17 protein-coding genes are annotated in these 16639 nt (G+C 68.0%); 3 read left to right on the top strand and 14 right to left on the bottom strand.

Features of this window, described 5'->3' with window-relative positions:
• Positions 1-70: 70 nt before the first annotated feature.
• The 6 genes from HIR79_RS08685 to rpoE form a co-directional block, all read right to left on the bottom strand.
• Positions 71-499: a hypothetical protein gene (locus HIR79_RS08685; protein WP_119022218.1), complete on the bottom strand. Its 429-nt coding sequence runs from the start codon at positions 497-499 to the stop codon at positions 71-73.
• Positions 496-1119: a DUF6036 family nucleotidyltransferase gene (locus HIR79_RS08680; protein ID WP_169958026.1), complete on the bottom strand. Its 624-nt coding sequence runs from the start codon at positions 1117-1119 to the stop codon at positions 496-498. Before HIR79_RS08680 ends, HIR79_RS08685 begins: the two co-directional genes overlap by 4 nt.
• A gap of 213 nt (positions 1120-1332) precedes the next feature.
• Positions 1333-2754, bottom strand: a complete 1422-nt coding sequence (locus tag HIR79_RS08675) for a DegQ family serine endoprotease (protein WP_169958025.1) — start codon at positions 2752-2754, stop codon at positions 1333-1335.
• A 110-nt stretch (positions 2755-2864) separates the two neighbouring features.
• Complete coding sequence (locus HIR79_RS08670) at positions 2865-3776, bottom strand: MucB/RseB C-terminal domain-containing protein (protein ID WP_169958024.1); 912 nt, start codon at positions 3774-3776, stop codon at positions 2865-2867.
• Positions 3777-3861: 85 nt separating this feature from the next.
• On the bottom strand, positions 3862-4551 hold the full coding sequence (locus HIR79_RS08665) for a sigma-E factor negative regulatory protein (RefSeq protein WP_169958023.1): 690 nt from the start codon (positions 4549-4551) through the stop codon (positions 3862-3864).
• A 194-nt stretch (positions 4552-4745) separates the two neighbouring features.
• Complete coding sequence (gene rpoE, locus HIR79_RS08660) at positions 4746-5351, bottom strand: RNA polymerase sigma factor RpoE (protein WP_169958022.1); 606 nt, start codon at positions 5349-5351, stop codon at positions 4746-4748.
• Positions 5352-5691: 340 nt separating this feature from the next.
• On the opposite strand from rpoE, the gene HIR79_RS08655 reads away from it, so the two are divergent.
• The gene (locus HIR79_RS08655; protein ID WP_169958021.1) at positions 5692-6780 is read left to right on the top strand and encodes a 3-deoxy-7-phosphoheptulonate synthase; all 1089 of its coding nucleotides are present in this window, start codon (positions 5692-5694) and stop codon (positions 6778-6780) included.
• Between the two features lie 63 nt (positions 6781-6843).
• Here HIR79_RS08655 and dinG read toward each other — a convergent pair whose 3' ends face one another.
• Positions 6844-8982, bottom strand: a complete 2139-nt coding sequence (gene dinG, locus HIR79_RS08650; RefSeq protein WP_169958020.1) for an ATP-dependent DNA helicase DinG — start codon at positions 8980-8982, stop codon at positions 6844-6846.
• Between the two features lie 4 nt (positions 8983-8986).
• Entirely contained in the window at positions 8987-10264 is a 1278-nt protein-coding gene (gene rhlB, locus HIR79_RS08645) for an ATP-dependent RNA helicase RhlB (protein ID WP_249322293.1), read from the bottom strand.
• Between the two features lie 152 nt (positions 10265-10416).
• On the opposite strand from rhlB, the gene HIR79_RS08640 reads away from it, so the two are divergent.
• The gene (locus HIR79_RS08640) at positions 10417-10671 is read left to right on the top strand and encodes a hypothetical protein (protein ID WP_169958018.1); all 255 of its coding nucleotides are present in this window, start codon (positions 10417-10419) and stop codon (positions 10669-10671) included.
• A complete protein-coding gene (xthA, locus tag HIR79_RS08635; RefSeq protein ID WP_169958017.1) occupies positions 10671-11498 on the top strand; it encodes an exodeoxyribonuclease III in 828 nt (275 codons plus the stop codon). Before HIR79_RS08640 ends, xthA begins: the two co-directional genes overlap by 1 nt.
• 16 nt (positions 11499-11514) lie before the next feature.
• Here the strand turns inward: xthA and HIR79_RS08630 are convergent, their stop codons facing one another.
• The 6 genes from HIR79_RS08630 to HIR79_RS08605 are packed head-to-tail and all read right to left on the bottom strand — an operon-like array spanning position 11515 to position 16447.
• Positions 11515-12594, bottom strand: a complete 1080-nt coding sequence (locus HIR79_RS08630) for a tetratricopeptide repeat protein (protein ID WP_249322292.1) — start codon at positions 12592-12594, stop codon at positions 11515-11517.
• Between the two features lie 4 nt (positions 12595-12598).
• Positions 12599-13375 (bottom strand): energy transducer TonB, encoded by a 777-nt coding sequence (locus HIR79_RS08625; protein WP_169958016.1) that lies wholly within the window; start codon positions 13373-13375, stop codon positions 12599-12601.
• Positions 13372-13779 carry an ExbD/TolR family protein gene (locus tag HIR79_RS08620; protein ID WP_169958015.1) on the bottom strand — a complete coding sequence of 136 codons (408 nt, stop codon included), beginning with the start codon at positions 13777-13779 and terminating at the stop codon, positions 13372-13374. Before HIR79_RS08620 ends, HIR79_RS08625 begins: the two co-directional genes overlap by 4 nt.
• The gene (locus tag HIR79_RS08615; protein WP_169958014.1) at positions 13772-14320 is read right to left on the bottom strand and encodes a MotA/TolQ/ExbB proton channel family protein; all 549 of its coding nucleotides are present in this window, start codon (positions 14318-14320) and stop codon (positions 13772-13774) included. The genes HIR79_RS08620 and HIR79_RS08615 overlap by 8 nt, the downstream gene beginning before the upstream one ends.
• The gene (locus tag HIR79_RS08610) at positions 14304-15677 is read right to left on the bottom strand and encodes a MotA/TolQ/ExbB proton channel family protein (RefSeq protein WP_169958013.1); all 1374 of its coding nucleotides are present in this window, start codon (positions 15675-15677) and stop codon (positions 14304-14306) included. Before HIR79_RS08610 ends, HIR79_RS08615 begins: the two co-directional genes overlap by 17 nt.
• The gene (locus HIR79_RS08605) at positions 15674-16447 is read right to left on the bottom strand and encodes a DUF3450 domain-containing protein (RefSeq protein ID WP_249322291.1); all 774 of its coding nucleotides are present in this window, start codon (positions 16445-16447) and stop codon (positions 15674-15676) included. Before HIR79_RS08605 ends, HIR79_RS08610 begins: the two co-directional genes overlap by 4 nt.
• Between the last annotated feature and the right edge of the window lie 192 nt (positions 16448-16639).

The raw sequence follows: 16639 nt of genomic DNA, 5'->3' as shown, positions 1-16639 counted from the left end.
GGGCAGCCACCAGGGCTGCCCTTATGCATTTGACGGGGTCATGGGCAAGGCCTGAACACTTCCCCAGCACTCAGGCGCTGAGGCCGTGTTGGTGGCCCGTGGCGTCAGCGTAGGTACGGGTCTGCAGCGGCAACAGTGCCTTGCGCAAGGGGCCAGTGGCATCATTCAAGCCCCAACGCTTGCTGGGGGAGTAGCGCCCCTGTACCGGCGTGTCGTCGTTTCCAAGCAGCTCCCTATGAAAGTACCGGGCGAGCTGCTGTAGATGTCGTGCGGTCTCGCGGCGGCACACTGGATACTGACTGAGCAGTTCCAGCACACAAAGCGCCCTCTGGAACTCCTCTCGTGACATCACGCCACGCAGCTGCTCCAGTTCCACCCGCGTCGGACGATAGCCGCGGTACCAGACGGCTTCAGCCAGTGCCTTCACGTCATCGACCGCCACCTCTAGCGGACGAGAGCCGACGCGATACAGCCGTTTGCGTTTGAAAGAGACCATCATGACTGACCCTCACTGTGGTGATAGTCGTCCAGCACAATGCTTAGGTTTCCCAGTATTCGAGTATGGTCGCCGACATAGTAACCGATGGCCTCACGAGCCAACCGTTCGAATTCGACGATATCGACATGAGGAAGACGAAGTAAAGATTGAATATCATGCTGATCTCGCTCACCAAATCGGCCAAGCTTGGAGATTGCCACGTCGATGGCGCTGGCTACATATACCTCCACGTTCGGAACACTGCTTTGTGTCACTAGCCGAACGACTCGGTCCTCGTAATCCTCATGCAATGGGGATAGCGTCGTATTGAAGCTGAGATCGAGCTCCAGCATCTGCGAAACACCCTCCTCATCAGAGAAGACATAGGCATCTTCACCCAGGAGGGCAATAATCTCGGATTTATCAGCATGGCCGTGAGAAGCGACCTCAGCGTCAATATCAGCACTGCCACGTGACTGCGTATGAATATGGACGGCACACCCGCCAAATACAATCACTTGGAAAACGCCATGCTCACCGCTCGCGTATACCGGCTCAAGAACATCAAAGAAGTCTACAAGGGCACGCCCCAATGCTGTATTGGGCTCGATAGCTGGGTAGCCTGTTGGCTCTATAGCCATGATGCCTCCTGTTAGCTGATCCGTAAATGCTACCACAGCACCATATGTCAAGCGCTATCGCCAGCCGCCCCTCTCCACACTATCTCCCTGCTGAGTAAAGAAAAAACATCACCAGCCCACCCTGCCCCTCCACGCGCCAGGTGCTGACCAATGGCCAGATACAGCGAACCCGGCGGCCATGGCCGCCGGGTCAGGGTTGCGCCGCAGAAGGACTCAGTCGCCGGCCAGGCGCAGGGCCACGAACAGCGAGCGGCCGTCGCGGAAGAGCCGCACCGGCACGGCTCGGTCGGCGGGCAGCTCGCCGACCAGCTCGACCAGCTGGGAGGCGTCGCTGACGGCCCGATGGTCGATGCTGACCAGGATGTCGCCGGGGCGGATGCCGGCCGCGGCGGCGGCGCCGTCGGGGTCGACCTCGCGCACCCTCACGCCGCCCTCGATGCCGATCTGTTCGCGCTCGGCGCGCTCGAGCTCGCCCACCGAGATCCCCAGGCGCGCCTGGCGGCTCTCCTGGGGGCGGCTGGCGGTGGCGCGCTCGGCGTCGGGCCAGTCCCCCACGGTGATGGTGAGCTGGCGACGCTGGCCGTCGCGCATCAGTTCGAGCTCCACCTCGCTGCCGGGTGCGGTGCGGCCGATCAGGCGCGGCAGGGTGCTGGAGTCGTGCACGCGGCTGCCGTCCACCTCGAGGATGACATCGCCGGCCTGAAGGCCACCGCGGGCGGCCGGGCCCTCGGGGTCCAGGTCGGCGATCAGCGCCCCGCTGGGGCTGTCCATGCCGAAGGATTCGGCCAGGTCCCGGGAGACCGGCTGGATCATCACCCCGAGCCAGCCGCGGCGTACCTGGCCGTCGTCGCGCAGCTGGTCGGCCACGTCCATGGCGACGTTGATGGGGATGGCAAACGACAGCCCCATGAAGCCGCCGCTGCGGGTGAAGATCTGGGAGTTGATGCCGATCACCTCACCGTCCAGGTTGAACAGCGGGCCGCCGGAGTTGCCCGGGTTGATAGCAACATCGGTCTGGATGAAGGGCACATAGGCATCCCTGGGCAGGGTGCGGTCGATGGCGCTGATGATGCCGGCGGTCACCGAGTGGTCGAAGCCGAAGGGCGAGCCGATGGCGGCCACCCACTCGCCCACCCGAAGGGTATCGGAGTTGCCCAGCTTGAGGGGCGGCAGGTCCTCGGCGTCCACCTTGAGCAGCGCCACATCGGTGCGCTCGTCACTGCCCACCAGCTGGGCGGCGAGCTCGCGGCGGTCGCTGAGGCGCACCAGGATCTCGTCGGCGCCGTCCACCACGTGGGCATTGGTGAGGATGTAGCCGTCATCGCTGATGATGAAGCCGGAGCCCAGTGACTGGCGCTCCTGGGGACGCCCGGGCGCCGAACCGCCGGGCGGTTCCGGGAAGCGGTCGCCGAAGAAGTGGCGGAAGATCTCCGGCAGCTCCTGGCCACCGAAGCCCTGCAAGGGGTTGTCGCGGCTCTGCACCGTGCGCGTGGTGGAAATGTTGACGACGCCAGGAGCGGCCTCTTCCACCAGCTCGGTGAAGTCGGGCAGCCCCCGGGCCGCGGCCGACTGCCAGGCCAGCAGGGTCGCGGCGAGCAGCATCCACAGAGAAAGGGGTCGGATCATGCGCTTCATGAAGGGCTCCTGCGATGGGTCGGAACGACGGATATCCATGATATCGGTTGGCGATGAGGGTCATGACACAACAGGCAGATAGGGACGATGCGCGGCCTTCACAAGCCTCATCAGGGGGCCTCCCACACCAGGCTGTCGGCAACCCGCAGCAGCACCCGGGGCGGCAGCTCGCCCATCACGACCAGCTGGCGCGGCTCGCCACCCAGGTCGCGATGGCGCACCGCGGCGTTGGAGACGCCCAGGCGATGCAGGCCCGGCGCCAGCAGCTCCACCTCGTCGATGGGCGCCACGAACAGGCTGAGGGTGGCGAGCCCATCGCTGTAGAGGCGGTGGATCACGCCTTCGCCGTGGCGGGCACTGCGGGTATCCGCCGGCTGGGGGGCGAAGCCGTCGGGCAGCCAGCCCAGCCGCCAGGGGTCTGCCGGGGCTTCGCGCAGGCGGTCGAGACGCACCTCGCCCTGATAGAGGCGGGGACGCTCCAGCGCCGTCAGCTGAAAGGTCTCAAGGGGGCGCCCGGTCTCGTCGAGCAGCGACTGCTTGAGCGTCAGGCCGGTGGCCTGGTCGAGCCACAGACGATGCCCGAAGCGGAAACTGTCCAGGGGGGCGATGTCCAGACGCAGGACGCGGCGGTTGGCGATGCGCTCCTCGCCACCGAGCTGCAGGCGGTAGAGGCCGTCGACCCGCTCGGCGATGCCGGCCGGGGACGGCAGTGCCTTGCCGCCCTCCCCCGACCCGCCCAGACGTCCGACGCGCCCGCGACGCTCGAATACCATGGGCGGACCATCGAGGTAGCTGGCCACGCCACGCTCGATGCCATCACGCACATCGTGACTGAGGGTCAGGGTACGCACGCCATCGTGGCCGATGCGCACGGCATGAGCATCGTAGAGGTAGCAGTGGCCCGCCCACAGGCTGCGCTCGAGCCACTGCCGGGCCGTCTCGGGGGCCTCGGCCTCGGCCAGGACGCGGCAGTCGAAGGACTCCTCGTCGGGCCCGTTGGTCTCTGCCATCGGGGCGGCCATCAGGACGCTGCTGAACAGCAGGCCACTCAGGCAGCTCGCGGCGAGGAGGCACAGGCGTGACGCACTCATCGTCACCCCGCTGCGCTCAGCGCTGACCGAGGCCGTCGGCGCCGGAGGCGCGCAGCAGCGGCATCCAGGTATCGCCGCTGCGGTAGGCGGCCCCCTCGGCGTGGCGATCCAGGTAGGACTGCAGCAGGCGGGCCTGCTCCTCGTCGATGAGCAGCGACTGGCGCTGCCCCGGCGCCATGAACATGGGGGGGGCGTCAGCGCCGGCCCCCACGGTCATCAGCCCCTGTCCGGCGCCCTGAGGCAGCTGGAAGAGCGGAAGGTCGACCAGCGAGGGACGCGCGGCGCCCTCGCCGGCCGCCAGGCTGGCGGGTGCCGGCTGGGCGGCACCGCCGCCGGCGACACTCGGCTGAGTACCATCGGAGCCGCCGCCCCCGTAGAACTGCACGCCGGTGATGACCATCAGCGAGACCGCGGCGGCGATGCCGGCGCTGCGCGCGAAGGGCAACGAGCGGCGGGTGGTGGGCGCAGGAGCATCCATCTGGGGCGGCTGCTCGTCCTTGAGGCGCGCCATGATGCCGGCGGAGAGATCGGTGGCGACGTCGATATCGGGTTCCCGACGCATCAGGCTGCGCATCAGGTGATAACGCCGCCACGCCTCGGCGGCGTCGGGGGAGGCCTCCAGCGCCTTGAGCACTCGGCGCAGCTCCAGCTCGTCCCCCTCGTTATCCATCAGGGCAGAAAGCGACTCCCGTGCGTTCTGACTCATTCTCAACACCCTCTACAGTGGCAGGACGCTCCGCCCTGCTCCCTCGATTTCAGCCTGGAATCGGCATTCCCGGAATGGGCCGGGAATGCCGACGCGATCTCCGCCTGGTAGGCGGATCGAACACAGCTTCTGACGTCAAAGGCGACCGACAGTTCAGCCAATCGGCAAAAAGTGTGCAGCCGCCCCTGTCGCCCCTACTCCTCCACGGTCTCGCGGTTGCGGGAGGTGGTGACCAGCGGCTGGATGTGCTGGTCCACCGCCTCCCGGGCGCGGAAGATCCGCGAACGCACCGTGCCCACCGGGCACTGCATGATGTTGGCGATATCCTCGTAGGAGAGCCCCTCGAGCTCACGCAGGGTGATCGCCGTGCGCAGGTCATCGGGCAGATTGTCGATCGCCTCGAAGACCGCCGCCTCGAGCTGGTCGCGGGCCATGGCCGCCTCCGGCGTCTCGGAATCCGCCAGGCGTCCGCTGCGGTCGACGATCTCGGCATCCACGATATCCAGGTCGCTGCCCGGCGGACGGCGCCCTCGGGAGACCAGGTGGTTCTTGGCGGTGTTGATGGCGATGCGATACATCCAGGTATAGAAGGCGCTCTCGGCGCGAAACTTGCCCAGTGCCCGGTAGGCCTTGATGAAGGCCTCCTGGGCCACGTCCTGCACCTCGGCATGGTCGTGGACGTAGCGCCCGATCAGCCCGATGATCTTGTGTTGGTACTTCCTCACCAGCAGGTCAAAGGCCTGGTTGTCGCCCTTCTGGGCGCGCTCGACGAGCTGCTGGTCGGTCTCCCTGGCACCCATTCACGGCCTCCCCGACAGACGGCGAGGAGAGCGTGACGAGTGCGCTCGGGGAGCGGCGGTCATGTTCAAGAGTGCGTGCATGGCATCAACCCGAAGCCCTGAAGGGGCAGCAAAAGATCCAAGGCCGTAGCCCAAAGTCGCACAAGTGTTCCCTTTTCCTGGCCATCCATCAACCCGGGGCGGGTCATCGCGACATCGACAGGACGAACCGCGCTGTGACCACCAGGCCCCGGCGGGGGTTCCGTGATTGATCTGATGCGGCCCCACCGGTGTATAGTAGGGGGAAAAACTCTCCCTCGCCCCCGGGCCATCAGCGCAGACACGACACACAGGTAGCCGAATGACAGATCAGCAGGTCAGCAACCTCAACGTCCTCTCCCAGGACGTCCTTATCACTCCCGAGGCCCTGAAGCAGGAGATCCCCCTCACCGAGGCCGCCGAGCGCACCGTCATCGAAGGGCGCGAGACCATCCAGCGCATCCTCGACGGCGAGGATCCCCGCCTGCTGGTGGTGGTGGGCCCCTGCTCCATCCACGATGTGGATGCCGCCCTCGACTACGCCCGCCGCCTGCGCCGCCTCGCCGACGAGGTGAAGGAGAGCCTCTACATCGTGATGCGGGTCTACTTCGAGAAGCCGCGCACCACCGTGGGCTGGAAGGGCCTGATCAACGACCCGCACCTCAACGGCTCCTTCGAGATCGAGGAGGGCCTGCACATTGCCCGCCGGCTGCTGGTGGAGCTGGCCGAGATGGGCCTGCCGCTGGCCACCGAGGCACTGGATCCGATCTCGCCGCAGTACATCCAGGACTGCATCAGCTGGTCGGCCATCGGGGCGCGCACCACCGAGTCCCAGACTCACCGCGAGATGTCCTCCGGCCTCTCCTGTCCGGTCGGCTTCAAGAACGGCACCGACGGCAGCCTGGAGGTGGCGGTCAACGCCCTGCAGTCGGTGGCCCACCCGCACAATTTCCTGGGCATCGACTATGCCGGCCGGGTGGCGATCATCCGCACCCGCGGCAATGCCTACGGCCACGTGGTGCTGCGCGGCGGCAACGGCAAGCCCAACTACGACAGCGTCAGCGTGGCCCTGGCCGAGCAGGAGCTCAAGAAGGCCGGCATCAAGCCCAACATCATGATCGACTGCTCCCACGCCAACTCCAACAAGGACCCGGCGCTGCAGCCCCTGGTGCTGGAGAATGTCACCAATCAGATCCTCGAGGGCAACCGCTCGATCATCGGCCTGATGGTGGAGTCGAACATCGGCTGGGGCGCCCAGAAGGTGCCCGAGGACCTGAGCCAGCTGCAGTACGGCGTCTCCATCACCGATGCCTGCATCGACTGGGATGCCACCGAGCGCGCTTTCAAGGCGATGAACGAGAAGCTCGCCCCGGCGCTGGCCAAGCGGCTCGAGGCGGCACAACCGGCGTAATCGCCCCCCTGAACGATCGCGGGCCCGCCAGTTGGCGGGCCCGCTCTCGTTTTGCCATCCGCCCTACTGGCGGACGCCGTCGATCTCGCGCACGAAGGGCGGCAGGGCGTCGAGCAGGGCCCGGCCGTAGCGGCGGGTCAGCACGCGCCGGTCGAGCAGGGTGATGCGCCCGCTGTCGGCCTCCTTGCGGATCAGCCGGCCACAGGCCTGCACCAGCTTGATGGAGGCGTCCGGCACGCTGATGCGCATGAAGGGGTTGCCGCCACGACTCTCGATCCACTCGGCGAGCGTCGCCCCCACCGGGTCGTCGGGGACCGCGAAGGGCAGCCGGGTGATCACCACGTGGGTGAGGTAGTCGCCGGGCAGGTCGATGCCCTCGGCGAAGCTGGCCAGGCCGAAGATGATGCTGCCCTCCCCCGCGTCGACCCGCGCCCGGTGCCGGGTGATCAGCTCGCGCTTGGGCAGGCGGTCCTGGGCCAGCACCCGCTCGCCCAGGGCCTTCGGCAGCGCCTTCTCCACCGCGCGCAGCTGCGCCCGGGACGAGAACAGCATCAGTACCGCCTCTTTGTCCCCCAGCGCCTGGACGAAGTCCACGATGGCGCGCTCATGGCCCTCGCGGTCGGCCGGGTCCACGGCCTCCCGGGGTACGCTGAGCACCGCCCGGGAGTAGTCGAAGGGGCTCGGCAGGCGCTGGTAACGGTAGCGGTTGGCGAGCCCCGCGCGCTCCTGCAGCCGCTCGAAGCGCCCCAGCGCCGTCAGCGTGGCCGAGGTGACCACGGCGCCGAAGGTGGCGCCCCACAGGCTCTTCGCCAGGGTATGGGCCGCCGAGACGGGGCTGGCCGAGAAGCTCAGCTCCGGGTCGGCCCCGAAGCGCTCCAGGGTCAGCCAGCGCGCCCGCGGCGGCTCGCCCTCGGGGTCTGCCTCGCAGAAGGCCTGCCACAGGGCGTGGGCCTCCAGGGCGCGACCGTGGAGCAGCGCCACCAGCGGCAGCCACGCCTCGGCCTGCTCCCGAGGCAGCCCAGTATGCTTCTCCGGGTCGAGGCTCTCGCGCAGGATATCGGCCATGCTCTCCAGGGTCCGCGAGAGCTCGGCGAAGATCACCAGCAGGGCCCCGGCCAGTTCGCGCAGCGCCTCCGGGGCGCGGCCCATCTCGAAGCGGTGCTGGCGGGCCTCCTCGCCGTCGGCGAGGCCCTCGGGGCGCCCGGCCAGCTGGTGACCCAGGGCGAAGGCCTCGCCGAGCTTCGGCTCCAGCGCCTCGATGGCCTGGGGCAGCGTGGCCAGCAGCCGCGCCAGGGTCGGCTGCACGGCCAGCGCCTGGTTGAGCTCGGTCAGCGACTTCTTCAGGGTACGCAGCCAGCCCAGGGCGCCGCCCACGGCGAAGCGATGGGTGAAGTGGTTGAGCGCCTTGTCGGGCAGGTGGTGGCCCTCGTCGAAGACGTGGATGCAGTCGCCGGGGTCGGGCAGCACCACCCCGCCGCCCAGGGAGAGGTCGGCCAGCACCAGGTCGTGGTTGGCGACGATGATGTCGGCCTGCTCCAGGTCGCGCCGGGCGCGGAAGAAGGCGCAAGCCCCGAAGTGACCGCAGCGGCGGTTGGTGCACTGGCGGTGGTCGACGGTGAGCCGGCGCCAGTGGGTGTCCTCGATGGCCTCGGGCCAGCTGTCGCGGTCGCCGGCCCAGCGGCCGTTGCCGTAGGCCTCGCCCAGCGACTGGGCCAGGGCCTGGAAGTCGTCGCCGCCACTGGCGATCTCGCGCTCGAAGAGCGACAGGGTGGGGTTCTCCTCGACGCCCTCGAGGACCTGATCGAGGCGCGCCACGCAGACATAGCGCCCGCGCCCCTTGGCCAGGGCATAGCCGAAATCGATGCCGCTGTGAGCCTTGAGGGCGGGCAGGTCCTGGTGCAGCACCTGCTCCTGCAGCGCGACGGTGGCGGTGGCCACCACCAGCCGCTTGCCGCGGGCCTTGGCCACCGGCAGTGAGGCCAGCAGATAGGCCAGGGTCTTGCCGGTGCCGGTGCCCGCCTCGAGCACGCAGACGTGCTCGTCGCTGACCCGCTTGCCGGCCTCGTCGGCCTCGATGCCCCCCAGGGTGCGGGCGATCTCGGCGATCATCAGCCGCTGCCCATAGCGAGGCGTCAGCTCGAGACCCTCGAGCACGCGGCGGTAGGCGGCCTGGATCTCGCCCTTCAGGGCCTCGTCGAGCATGGGCTCAGAGCAGGCCTTCGGGCGGATGCTCGCAGGGCAGCTTGTCGCCGATGAAGCGCTCGATCTCGGGCAGCGAGAAGGCGTCCTCCTCACCGACGAAGCTGATCGAGACACCCTTGGCGCCGGCGCGGCCGGTGCGACCGATGCGGTGGACGTAGTCCTCCGGGTCTTCCGGCAGGGTGTAGTTGATCACGTGGCTGACATCCTCGATATGGATGCCACGGCCGGCCACGTCGGTGGCCACCAGCACCTGGATCTCGCCCTCGCGGAACTTCTCGAGGGTGGAGATGCGCTGGTTCTGGGGCACATCGCCGGAGAGCATGGCGGCGTTGATGCCGGCCTTGGTCAGCAGCTCGTCGAGCTTGCGCACCAGGTCGCGACGGTTGCCGAACACCATCACCCGGTCGAAGCTCTCCTGCCCGAGCAGGTTGACCAGCAGGCGCTGCTTGTCGGCGTCGCTGACCAGGTAGACCCGCTGGTCGATATCGGCGGCATTCTCCACCGTGACCGCGATCTCGACGTGGGTCGGCTCATGGGTCCACTGGCTGGCCAGGTTGAGGATGTCCTCGGTGAAGGTGGCCGAGAAGAGGAAGGTCTGACGCTCCTCCTTCTTCGGGGTGTGGCGGATGATGCGCTTGACGTCCGGGATGAAGCCCATGGAGAGCATCCGGTCGGCCTCGTCCAGCACCAGCACCTCGACCTGGGTCAGGTCGACATCGCGCTTCTGGTGGAAATCGAGCAGCCGGCCCGGGGTGGCCACCAGGATGTCGAGGCGGTCGGCCAGGGCCTCGCGCTGCTTCTGGTAGTCCATGCCGCCGACGACGCTGGCCACCTTGAGGTCGGTGAAGCGGGCCAGGGCCCTGGCGTCCTTCTCGATCTGCAGGGCCAGCTCCCGGGTCGGGGCAACGATCAGGGCCCGCGGGGCGCCGGGCTTCTGGGCGTTCGGCGCCTCCTCCTCGAGGAAGTAGGCGAGGATCGAGATCAGGAAGGCGGCGGTCTTGCCGGTGCCGGTCTGGGCCTTGCCGACCACGTCGCCGCCCAGCAGGGTGTGGGTCAGCGCCTCGGCCTGGATCGGGGTGCAGTACTCGAAGCCCAGGGCATGGATGGCATGCATCAGCGGCAGCGGCAGATCGAAGTCATGGAAGCGCCACTTGCCTGCCACGGCAGGCACCTGGAACTGGCGCAGGTCCCAGCCGGAGGCGTTGCGGCGCCGCGGTTTGCGACGACGACGCTTGGGCTTGTGATCCTGGGCCGGTGCGTTGATCTGATCCGACTCGCTCATAGGCTGCTGTCTGTCCGTTTGGGTGGTTGAGTGCATGACACAAACGCGCATTGTAACAGCCAATGCGACGAAGGGCGCGTCTCGTGAGCGCTTCGCCTGTGGTAGGCGCGGCGGGACTGGTAGAATGCGCGCCAGACCAGAGGAGTTGATCCATGACCCGTCGCAAGAAGACCCGTTCGCTCGCCGACAAGGTGACCATCCGCACCGGCCGGCGCAAGGACTACAAGAAGTGGCGCCACGAGAACCCCGACCAGGTCACCTCGTCGACCCGCTACACCCAGAAGAAGCGCCAGCAGCGCAAGCTCCAGGCCGCCCGCAAGCTGGCCCGACAGGAGAGCGGCGAGAGCATCGCCATCCACGCCGAACCGCAGACCGAGCCCCCCGAGCAGGGAGGTCCGCAGAGCTGATGCGCCTGGTGTCCTTCAACATCAACGGCATTCGCGCCCGGCTCCACCAGCTCGAGGCGCTGGTGGCCACCCAGCGCCCGGTGGTGATCGGCCTGCAGGAGACCAAGGTCCAGGACAGCGAGTTTCCCCGCGAGGCGGTGGAGGCGCTGGGCTACCGAGTGTTCTTTCACGGCCAGAAGGGGCACTACGGGGTGGCGCTGATGATCGACGCCGGCCAGTGCGGCGAGCCCGAGACGGTCCACTACGGCTTTCCCGACGACGGCGAGGAGGCCCAGCGGCGCATGATCGGCGCGCGCCTGGTGCTGGCAGACGGCGAGGCGCTGACGGTGTGGAACGGCTACTTCCCCCAGGGCGAGAACCTCGACCATCCGGTGAAGTTTCCCCACAAGCGCGACTTCTACGCCCAGCTCAGGCGGCTGCTGGAGACGCAGCATCGTCCCGACGAGCGCCTCGCGGTGATGGGCGACTTCAACATCTCCCCCGAGGAGATCGACATCGGCATCGGCGAGGACAACCGCAAGCGCTGGCTGCGCGAGGGCAAGACCAGCTTCCAGCCGGTGGAGAGGGAGTGGCTCGACGGCATCAAGGCCTGGGGGCTCGTCGACAGCTACCGGGTGCGCTACCCGGCAGTGGACGACCGCTACAGCTGGTTCGACTATCGCTCGAAGGGCTTCGACCGCGAGCCCAGGCGCGGGCTGCGCATCGATCATATCCTGGTCACCGCACCGCTGGCCGAGCGGGTCGTGGACGCCGGCATCGACTATGACCTGCGCGGCATGGAGAGGCCCTCGGATCACGCACCGGTCTGGACCGAGCTCGACCTATGATCGGCGCCACAGGCGGCTAGCGGGAAGAGAGCCAGCGTTCGTCGACTTCGACGCCCCGCGCCTGGGCCTGCAGCATGGCGTCCTGCGCTATCTCACCTTGCCCGCAGGCATGGGCCAGCAAGCCCAGGCGCCGCCAGTCGCTGCCCGCGTCGCTACGCTCGGCGACCTCACGCCAGGCGTTGAGTGCCTGCCCGCGGTCCCGGGCTTCTTCCCATGCGCGGGCCAGTAGCCGCCGGTTATCCAGGTTATCAGGCAGCGTCTCGTCGGCCAGCGCGGCCTCCAGATATTCCGCCGCCCGGGCCGGCGTGCCGGCGGCCAGATGCAGCTCGACCCGCTGACGCAAATCCTCCTCTCCCGCCAGCGCCCCAGCCTGCCAACCGGCTTCCCAAATGGCCGCTGCCCGCTCGGCCTCTCCGAGGCTCTGAGCCAGGGCCGCGGCACGCCGCCATGCTTCGGGCTCGACCTGCGCGTTCAGTGCGGCTTCCAGGCTCGCCAGGGCTGCCTCGCCGCGCCCAGCACGCTGGAACACGGTGGCTGCCAGCGCCTGGCGGCGCTGCTCCGGGGTTGGGTCATCGGCCAGGGCGCGCTCGGTCCAGCTCGTCGCCTCATCCCAGCGCTCCAGCTCCGCCAGGGCACGGGCCAGGCGCCAATGGTCGTCGACGCTGCCATCATGCCGCTGGTGCCAGTCGAGCCATAGCGCCACCGCCACTTCGGTCTGCCCTGCCGCCGAACGCAGGCGCGCCTCCTCGCGCAGCCAGCGGTCGCGCTGATGCAACGGCGTCTCCTGCACCCGACGCGCCTGGCGCAACTGTTCGGCGGCGGCTTCGTGGCGCCCCGCCCCGGCCTCGGCGCCTGCCGCCAACTGGCGGTAGAGCGCGCTGGCCCAGCGATCGGCGGCATTGCCGCCTTCGAAACGACTCGCCTGTGTGCGGGCCCGCTCACCCACGCGGTCATGCTCGCCCTGTTGCAACTGCCGCTGAAGCCGCTCCAGGTCGGCAATGATGTCACCGGAGAGTGCCGGCGGATCGGCCGCTACCGAGGCGCTTGCCAGCAGAACGACACAGGCTATCAGACGAATCACGGCACGCAGTGTCATGGCATCACCTCAACTGGAACTCGAGACGTTGCCGCGCCTGACGCACGCCGCTGGCCGGCTCGAACTGCCAGCGCGCCACGGCCTGCTCGGCGGCAGAATCGAAGACGTTACGCGGCTGCGACTCGACCACACGAATGGACGAACGATCGACGCTGCCGTCGGGACGGATCAGGAACTGCAGCTCTACATGCCCTTCCAGCCCTCGACGCTGGGCGCGGGATGGATATTCCGGCGGCACGCGGCTGGTCGGGGTGATCTCGCCCACATCCACCGGCCCCTGCTCGGCGGGTGCGGCCTCTTCGGCCGCTGGACCTGGTGCCGGTGTGGTACTCGGAGGCGTGGGTGACGGGCTCGGATCGGGAGTCGGTGCCGGCTCAGGAGTCGATTCGGGGGCCGGCTCGGGTTCGGGCTGTGGTTCCGGGGCTGGCTCAGGCGGCGGTTCAGGCCGCACCTCGGCGAGCTCCGGCAGACTGGCATCGAATTCCAGTGGCTCCATCGGCTCGGGCGGCAGCTCCGGCTCCGGCATGGCAATCGAGCTCTCCAGTAGCGGCAGCGGCTCCGGCTGCGGCGGTGGCGTGGCCTCTACCTGCGGGGGCGGCTCGGCACTGGACTCGACCGTCTCCTCCTGCACCGGCTCCGGCGCCTCGACCATGCTCATGGTCATGCTGACGTCGACGACGTCGAACTCCTCCTCCGGTGGCGTCACCAGCAGCGCCAGCAGCCAGAACAGCAGCAGCGCCAGCGCCACGCCGCCCAGCGAAGAAAAAGGGATACGCGTCACGACCGGCTCCGACTGGCGGCGACGGCCACCTGCTCCACGCCGGCCTCGCGAATGCGGTCCATCACCTCGATCAGTAGCCCGGTGGTGGAGTCGCGATCGGCCTGGATCACCACCGAGCCGTCTTCGCTCACCAATCCAGCCACCTCGTTACCCACGCGGTGCAGGTCGACGGCACGGCCATCGACCCATACCGCCCCTTCGGGTGTGATGGCTACCATCACCTGTGCATCGGGTCGCGGCGTGGCGGCGCTGGATTCGGGCCGCTCGATCTCCACGCCGCTCTCCTTGATGAAGCTGGTGGTGACGATGAAGAAGATCAGCATGATGAAGACGACGTCCAGCATCGGGGTCAGGTTGACCTCGCTGGCCTCGCCGTCATCGGCGCCAACTCGGCGTCTACGCATCGGTATCCTCCACGGCACGGGCCAGGCGGTCGTGCAGCCGCTGGTCCTCGCGTCGAATGATCTGCTCGAGGCGGCTGGTGAACAGCAGCCCCACTACCGCCACGGCCATGCCGGTCAAAGTCGGCAGAGTCGCACGTGCCACGCCATCCGCCATGGCGCGGGCCTGGCTGGTATCGGTCATCGCCAGGCTGTCGAACACGGCGATCATGCCGGTCACGGTGCCCAGCAAACCGAGCAGCGGGCACAACGCCACCAGCAGCTTGAGCCAAGGCAGCGGGCGGCGCAGCCGTCCGATCAGCTCTCGCGCCCAGGCCTCGCGCAGGGTCAGGGCACTCCAGCTCAGGTGATCCTGACGCGCCGCCCAGCGTGCGATAAGGGCACGCCTGGCCCGGCGATAGGTGAGGCGGAAATACCACACCCGCTCCAACGCCAGGCTGAACAGCACCATCGCTACCAGGGCAATCACCACCAGCACCGAGCCGCCGGCCTCGACCAGGCGCTCCAGCGGTTCAAGGCCCCCTATCTCAAGCCAAGGCGGCATCGCGACGCGCGCTCCCGGTGACGCCATCGGGCCCTTGCGGGCGATGTTCGAGCTGCTCGGCCAGGGCGGCACTGGCCTGCCCCTCGACCAGACCCGCCAGATGGCGGCTGCGACCGGCAAGGGCGGTGTATGCGAAGAGCAGCGGCACGGCGGTGATCAGCCCCAGCACTGTCGTCACCAGTGCCTGGCTGATACCGCCCGCCATCAGTTGCGGGTCGCCGGTGCCGAACACTGTGATGGCTTGGAAGGTGACGATCATGCCGGTGACGGTGCCAAGCAATCCCAGCAGCGGCGCCACCGCCGCCAGCAATTTGACCAACGGCTGGCCACGCTCCAGGCGCGGCAGCTCGGCGAGCACCGCTTCGTCGAGGCGAGCCTCCAGCGCTTCCGGCACGGAATCGTCGTGCAGCGCACGGAAGCGCTGCAGCACGCGGCCGAGCGGGTTGTCCTCGCGCAGCGTGGTGAGGTCACGCAGCTGGCGACGCATGGCCAGCGTCACCCGCAACAGGTAGGCGTACTGAAGCAGCGCGACCAGCAGGCCGAGAGCGCCGAGCCCCACCACCACGTAGCCGACTGCTCCACCCTGGTGGAAACGCTCGATCAGACTCGGACGTTGGGCCAGCGCCGAGATGACCTGCCCACGGGTAGGATCGAGCGCCAGCAAGCGCGACTCTCCGCCATGAAAAGCTGCCAGGCTGGTAGCCACTTCCCGCGGCGTGCGCTCGATCACCGACAGCGTCTGGCCATCGGCGCCACGACGCAACAACTCTCCCTCGGTGAAGGCAGCAAAATCCCCCAGTCGCACCACATCTCTTGGCGCAAGCTCACCGCTGACCGACGCCACCGGCGCCTCGAAGCGCACCACGCGAGCCGTATCAATCGTCAATGCCACCAGGCTCTCGGCAAAGGCCTCGAGATGTTCGAGTTCGAGCACCTCGGCATCCTCCAGCCGCGGGGGAAGACCGGCACCTCCCAGCGTCAGCCAGCTTTCGGCCAGGTCGTCACGCAGTTCGCCGCTGTGCCGGGCGAGCGAGGCCAGTATCGCCTCGAGATCGCCGCCCTGCTCCTCCTGGCGGGCATCGAGCTCGGCCTGGCGTTCGTTCAACGCCTGAGCCTCGGCCTGCAATTCGGTGTTACGCGCCTCGGCCTGCCGATGAGCGGTGCGGGCCTCCTCGAGAGCGGCTTCCAGGGCATCCCGGTCCTCGAGCAGTTCGGCCAGACGCGCCCGATCGCGGGCCTCGGCGGCTTCGCGCTCGGCGCGCAGGGTGGTCAACGGCTCCGACTGGGCCTGGAGGCTCGCCGAGACACTCATGAGGCCCACCAGAAGAATACCTAGAACAAAACGCGACAGTCTCATGCGCCGCCCTCCCCGGTGCGTTCAAGCGGCTGCGAAATGGGCAGCGTGAGCAGTTCGGGGGCTCGGCGATCACGTGCGATACGCAGGCCGTTGCGTACCTCACGACGCTGGGCTTCGTCGAGGGGTGCCCAACTGCCCGCATCGGCCTGCCACACGCGCCCGGCTCTTCCGTCCGGAGTGAGATAGTAGAAGCCCACGCGCCCCAGGCGCAGATAGTCGACTTCACGGCGAGAGTCACCTTCGCCAAGATAGCCGCGCCAGGCATCGATTTCGCGCCCGTACTCCAGCTCGGTACGCCAGGCCTCGACGACCCGCTCCCAACGCTCGTCGGAAGAGAGCTCGTCGGTACTGGAGCGCAGGCTGGCGACCCGTGCCTGGCGCTCCTCGCGCAGGAACGGCATGTCGTGCTCGACCCACTGCTCGAGCCGCTCGATCAAGCGCTCTTGCAGGACCGGCAGGGCCTCACGGGTTTCCTCTAGCGTATCCAGCGCCACCTCACGGCGGTCGAGGGTCTCGGCCAGGCGCTCGTTGCGCGGTGCGAGTTCGGCGTTCTCGCGCGACAGACGGCGCTCGATGCGCTCCAGCTCGCGTAGCTCCTCGAGCATGGCCCGCGCTTCATCATCGGCGGCGTCGATGTGCGACTGCAGCTCGGCCTGGCTGCGCTGAGCCTCTCTCGCCTCCTGGTGTAGCGCGGGATCGGCGGACGCCGAGGAGGCCAAACCCAGCCAGAGAATTGCCCCCCAGAGGCATGGATGGCGAAACGTTCTCACGTGTGGACTCCCGGCAAAAACGACTCAATGAACAAACGATGCTCTGCCACACGGGCAGGGCAAAGACGATGCCATAAATGATAACCGTTATCAATGGAATCGGCGCATCGCCATGCCACCGGACTTCTTGAGTTCGCCATACCCATTGGCATCACCGGCATAGACACCCATTTGCGTTTGAAAATTTAAATG

The organism is Halomonas sp. PGE1 (genome assembly GCF_013000985.1).
In the GTDB taxonomy this organism is placed as follows: domain Bacteria; phylum Pseudomonadota; class Gammaproteobacteria; order Pseudomonadales; family Halomonadaceae; genus Halomonas; species Halomonas alkalicola.
Note: the sequence above shows the minus strand (reverse complement) of the source record. Positions and strands in the feature narration are given on the sequence as shown.

Coding starts and splice junctions, on each gene's coding strand:
- HIR79_RS08685 (WP_119022218.1), bottom strand. CDS start 499: ATGATGGTCTCTTTCAAACGCAAACGGCTGTATCGCGTCGGCTCTCGT.
- HIR79_RS08680 (WP_169958026.1), bottom strand. CDS start 1,119: ATGGCTATAGAGCCAACAGGCTACCCAGCTATCGAGCCCAATACAGCA.
- HIR79_RS08675 (WP_169958025.1), bottom strand. CDS start 2,754: ATGAAGCGCATGATCCGACCCCTTTCTCTGTGGATGCTGCTCGCCGCG.
- HIR79_RS08670 (WP_169958024.1), bottom strand. CDS start 3,776: ATGGCCGCCCCGATGGCAGAGACCAACGGGCCCGACGAGGAGTCCTTC.
- HIR79_RS08665 (WP_169958023.1), bottom strand. CDS start 4,551: ATGAGTCAGAACGCACGGGAGTCGCTTTCTGCCCTGATGGATAACGAG.
- rpoE (WP_169958022.1), bottom strand. CDS start 5,351: ATGGGTGCCAGGGAGACCGACCAGCAGCTCGTCGAGCGCGCCCAGAAG.
- HIR79_RS08655 (WP_169958021.1), top strand. CDS start 5,692: ATGACAGATCAGCAGGTCAGCAACCTCAACGTCCTCTCCCAGGACGTC.
- dinG (WP_169958020.1), bottom strand. CDS start 8,982: ATGCTCGACGAGGCCCTGAAGGGCGAGATCCAGGCCGCCTACCGCCGC.
- rhlB (WP_249322293.1), bottom strand. CDS start 10,264: ATGAGCGAGTCGGATCAGATCAACGCACCGGCCCAGGATCACAAGCCC.
- HIR79_RS08640 (WP_169958018.1), top strand. CDS start 10,417: ATGACCCGTCGCAAGAAGACCCGTTCGCTCGCCGACAAGGTGACCATC.
- xthA (WP_169958017.1), top strand. CDS start 10,671: ATGCGCCTGGTGTCCTTCAACATCAACGGCATTCGCGCCCGGCTCCAC.
- HIR79_RS08630 (WP_249322292.1), bottom strand. CDS start 12,594: ATGACACTGCGTGCCGTGATTCGTCTGATAGCCTGTGTCGTTCTGCTG.
- HIR79_RS08620 (WP_169958015.1), bottom strand. CDS start 13,779: ATGCGTAGACGCCGAGTTGGCGCCGATGACGGCGAGGCCAGCGAGGTC.
- HIR79_RS08615 (WP_169958014.1), bottom strand. CDS start 14,320: ATGCCGCCTTGGCTTGAGATAGGGGGCCTTGAACCGCTGGAGCGCCTG.
- HIR79_RS08610 (WP_169958013.1), bottom strand. CDS start 15,677: ATGAGACTGTCGCGTTTTGTTCTAGGTATTCTTCTGGTGGGCCTCATG.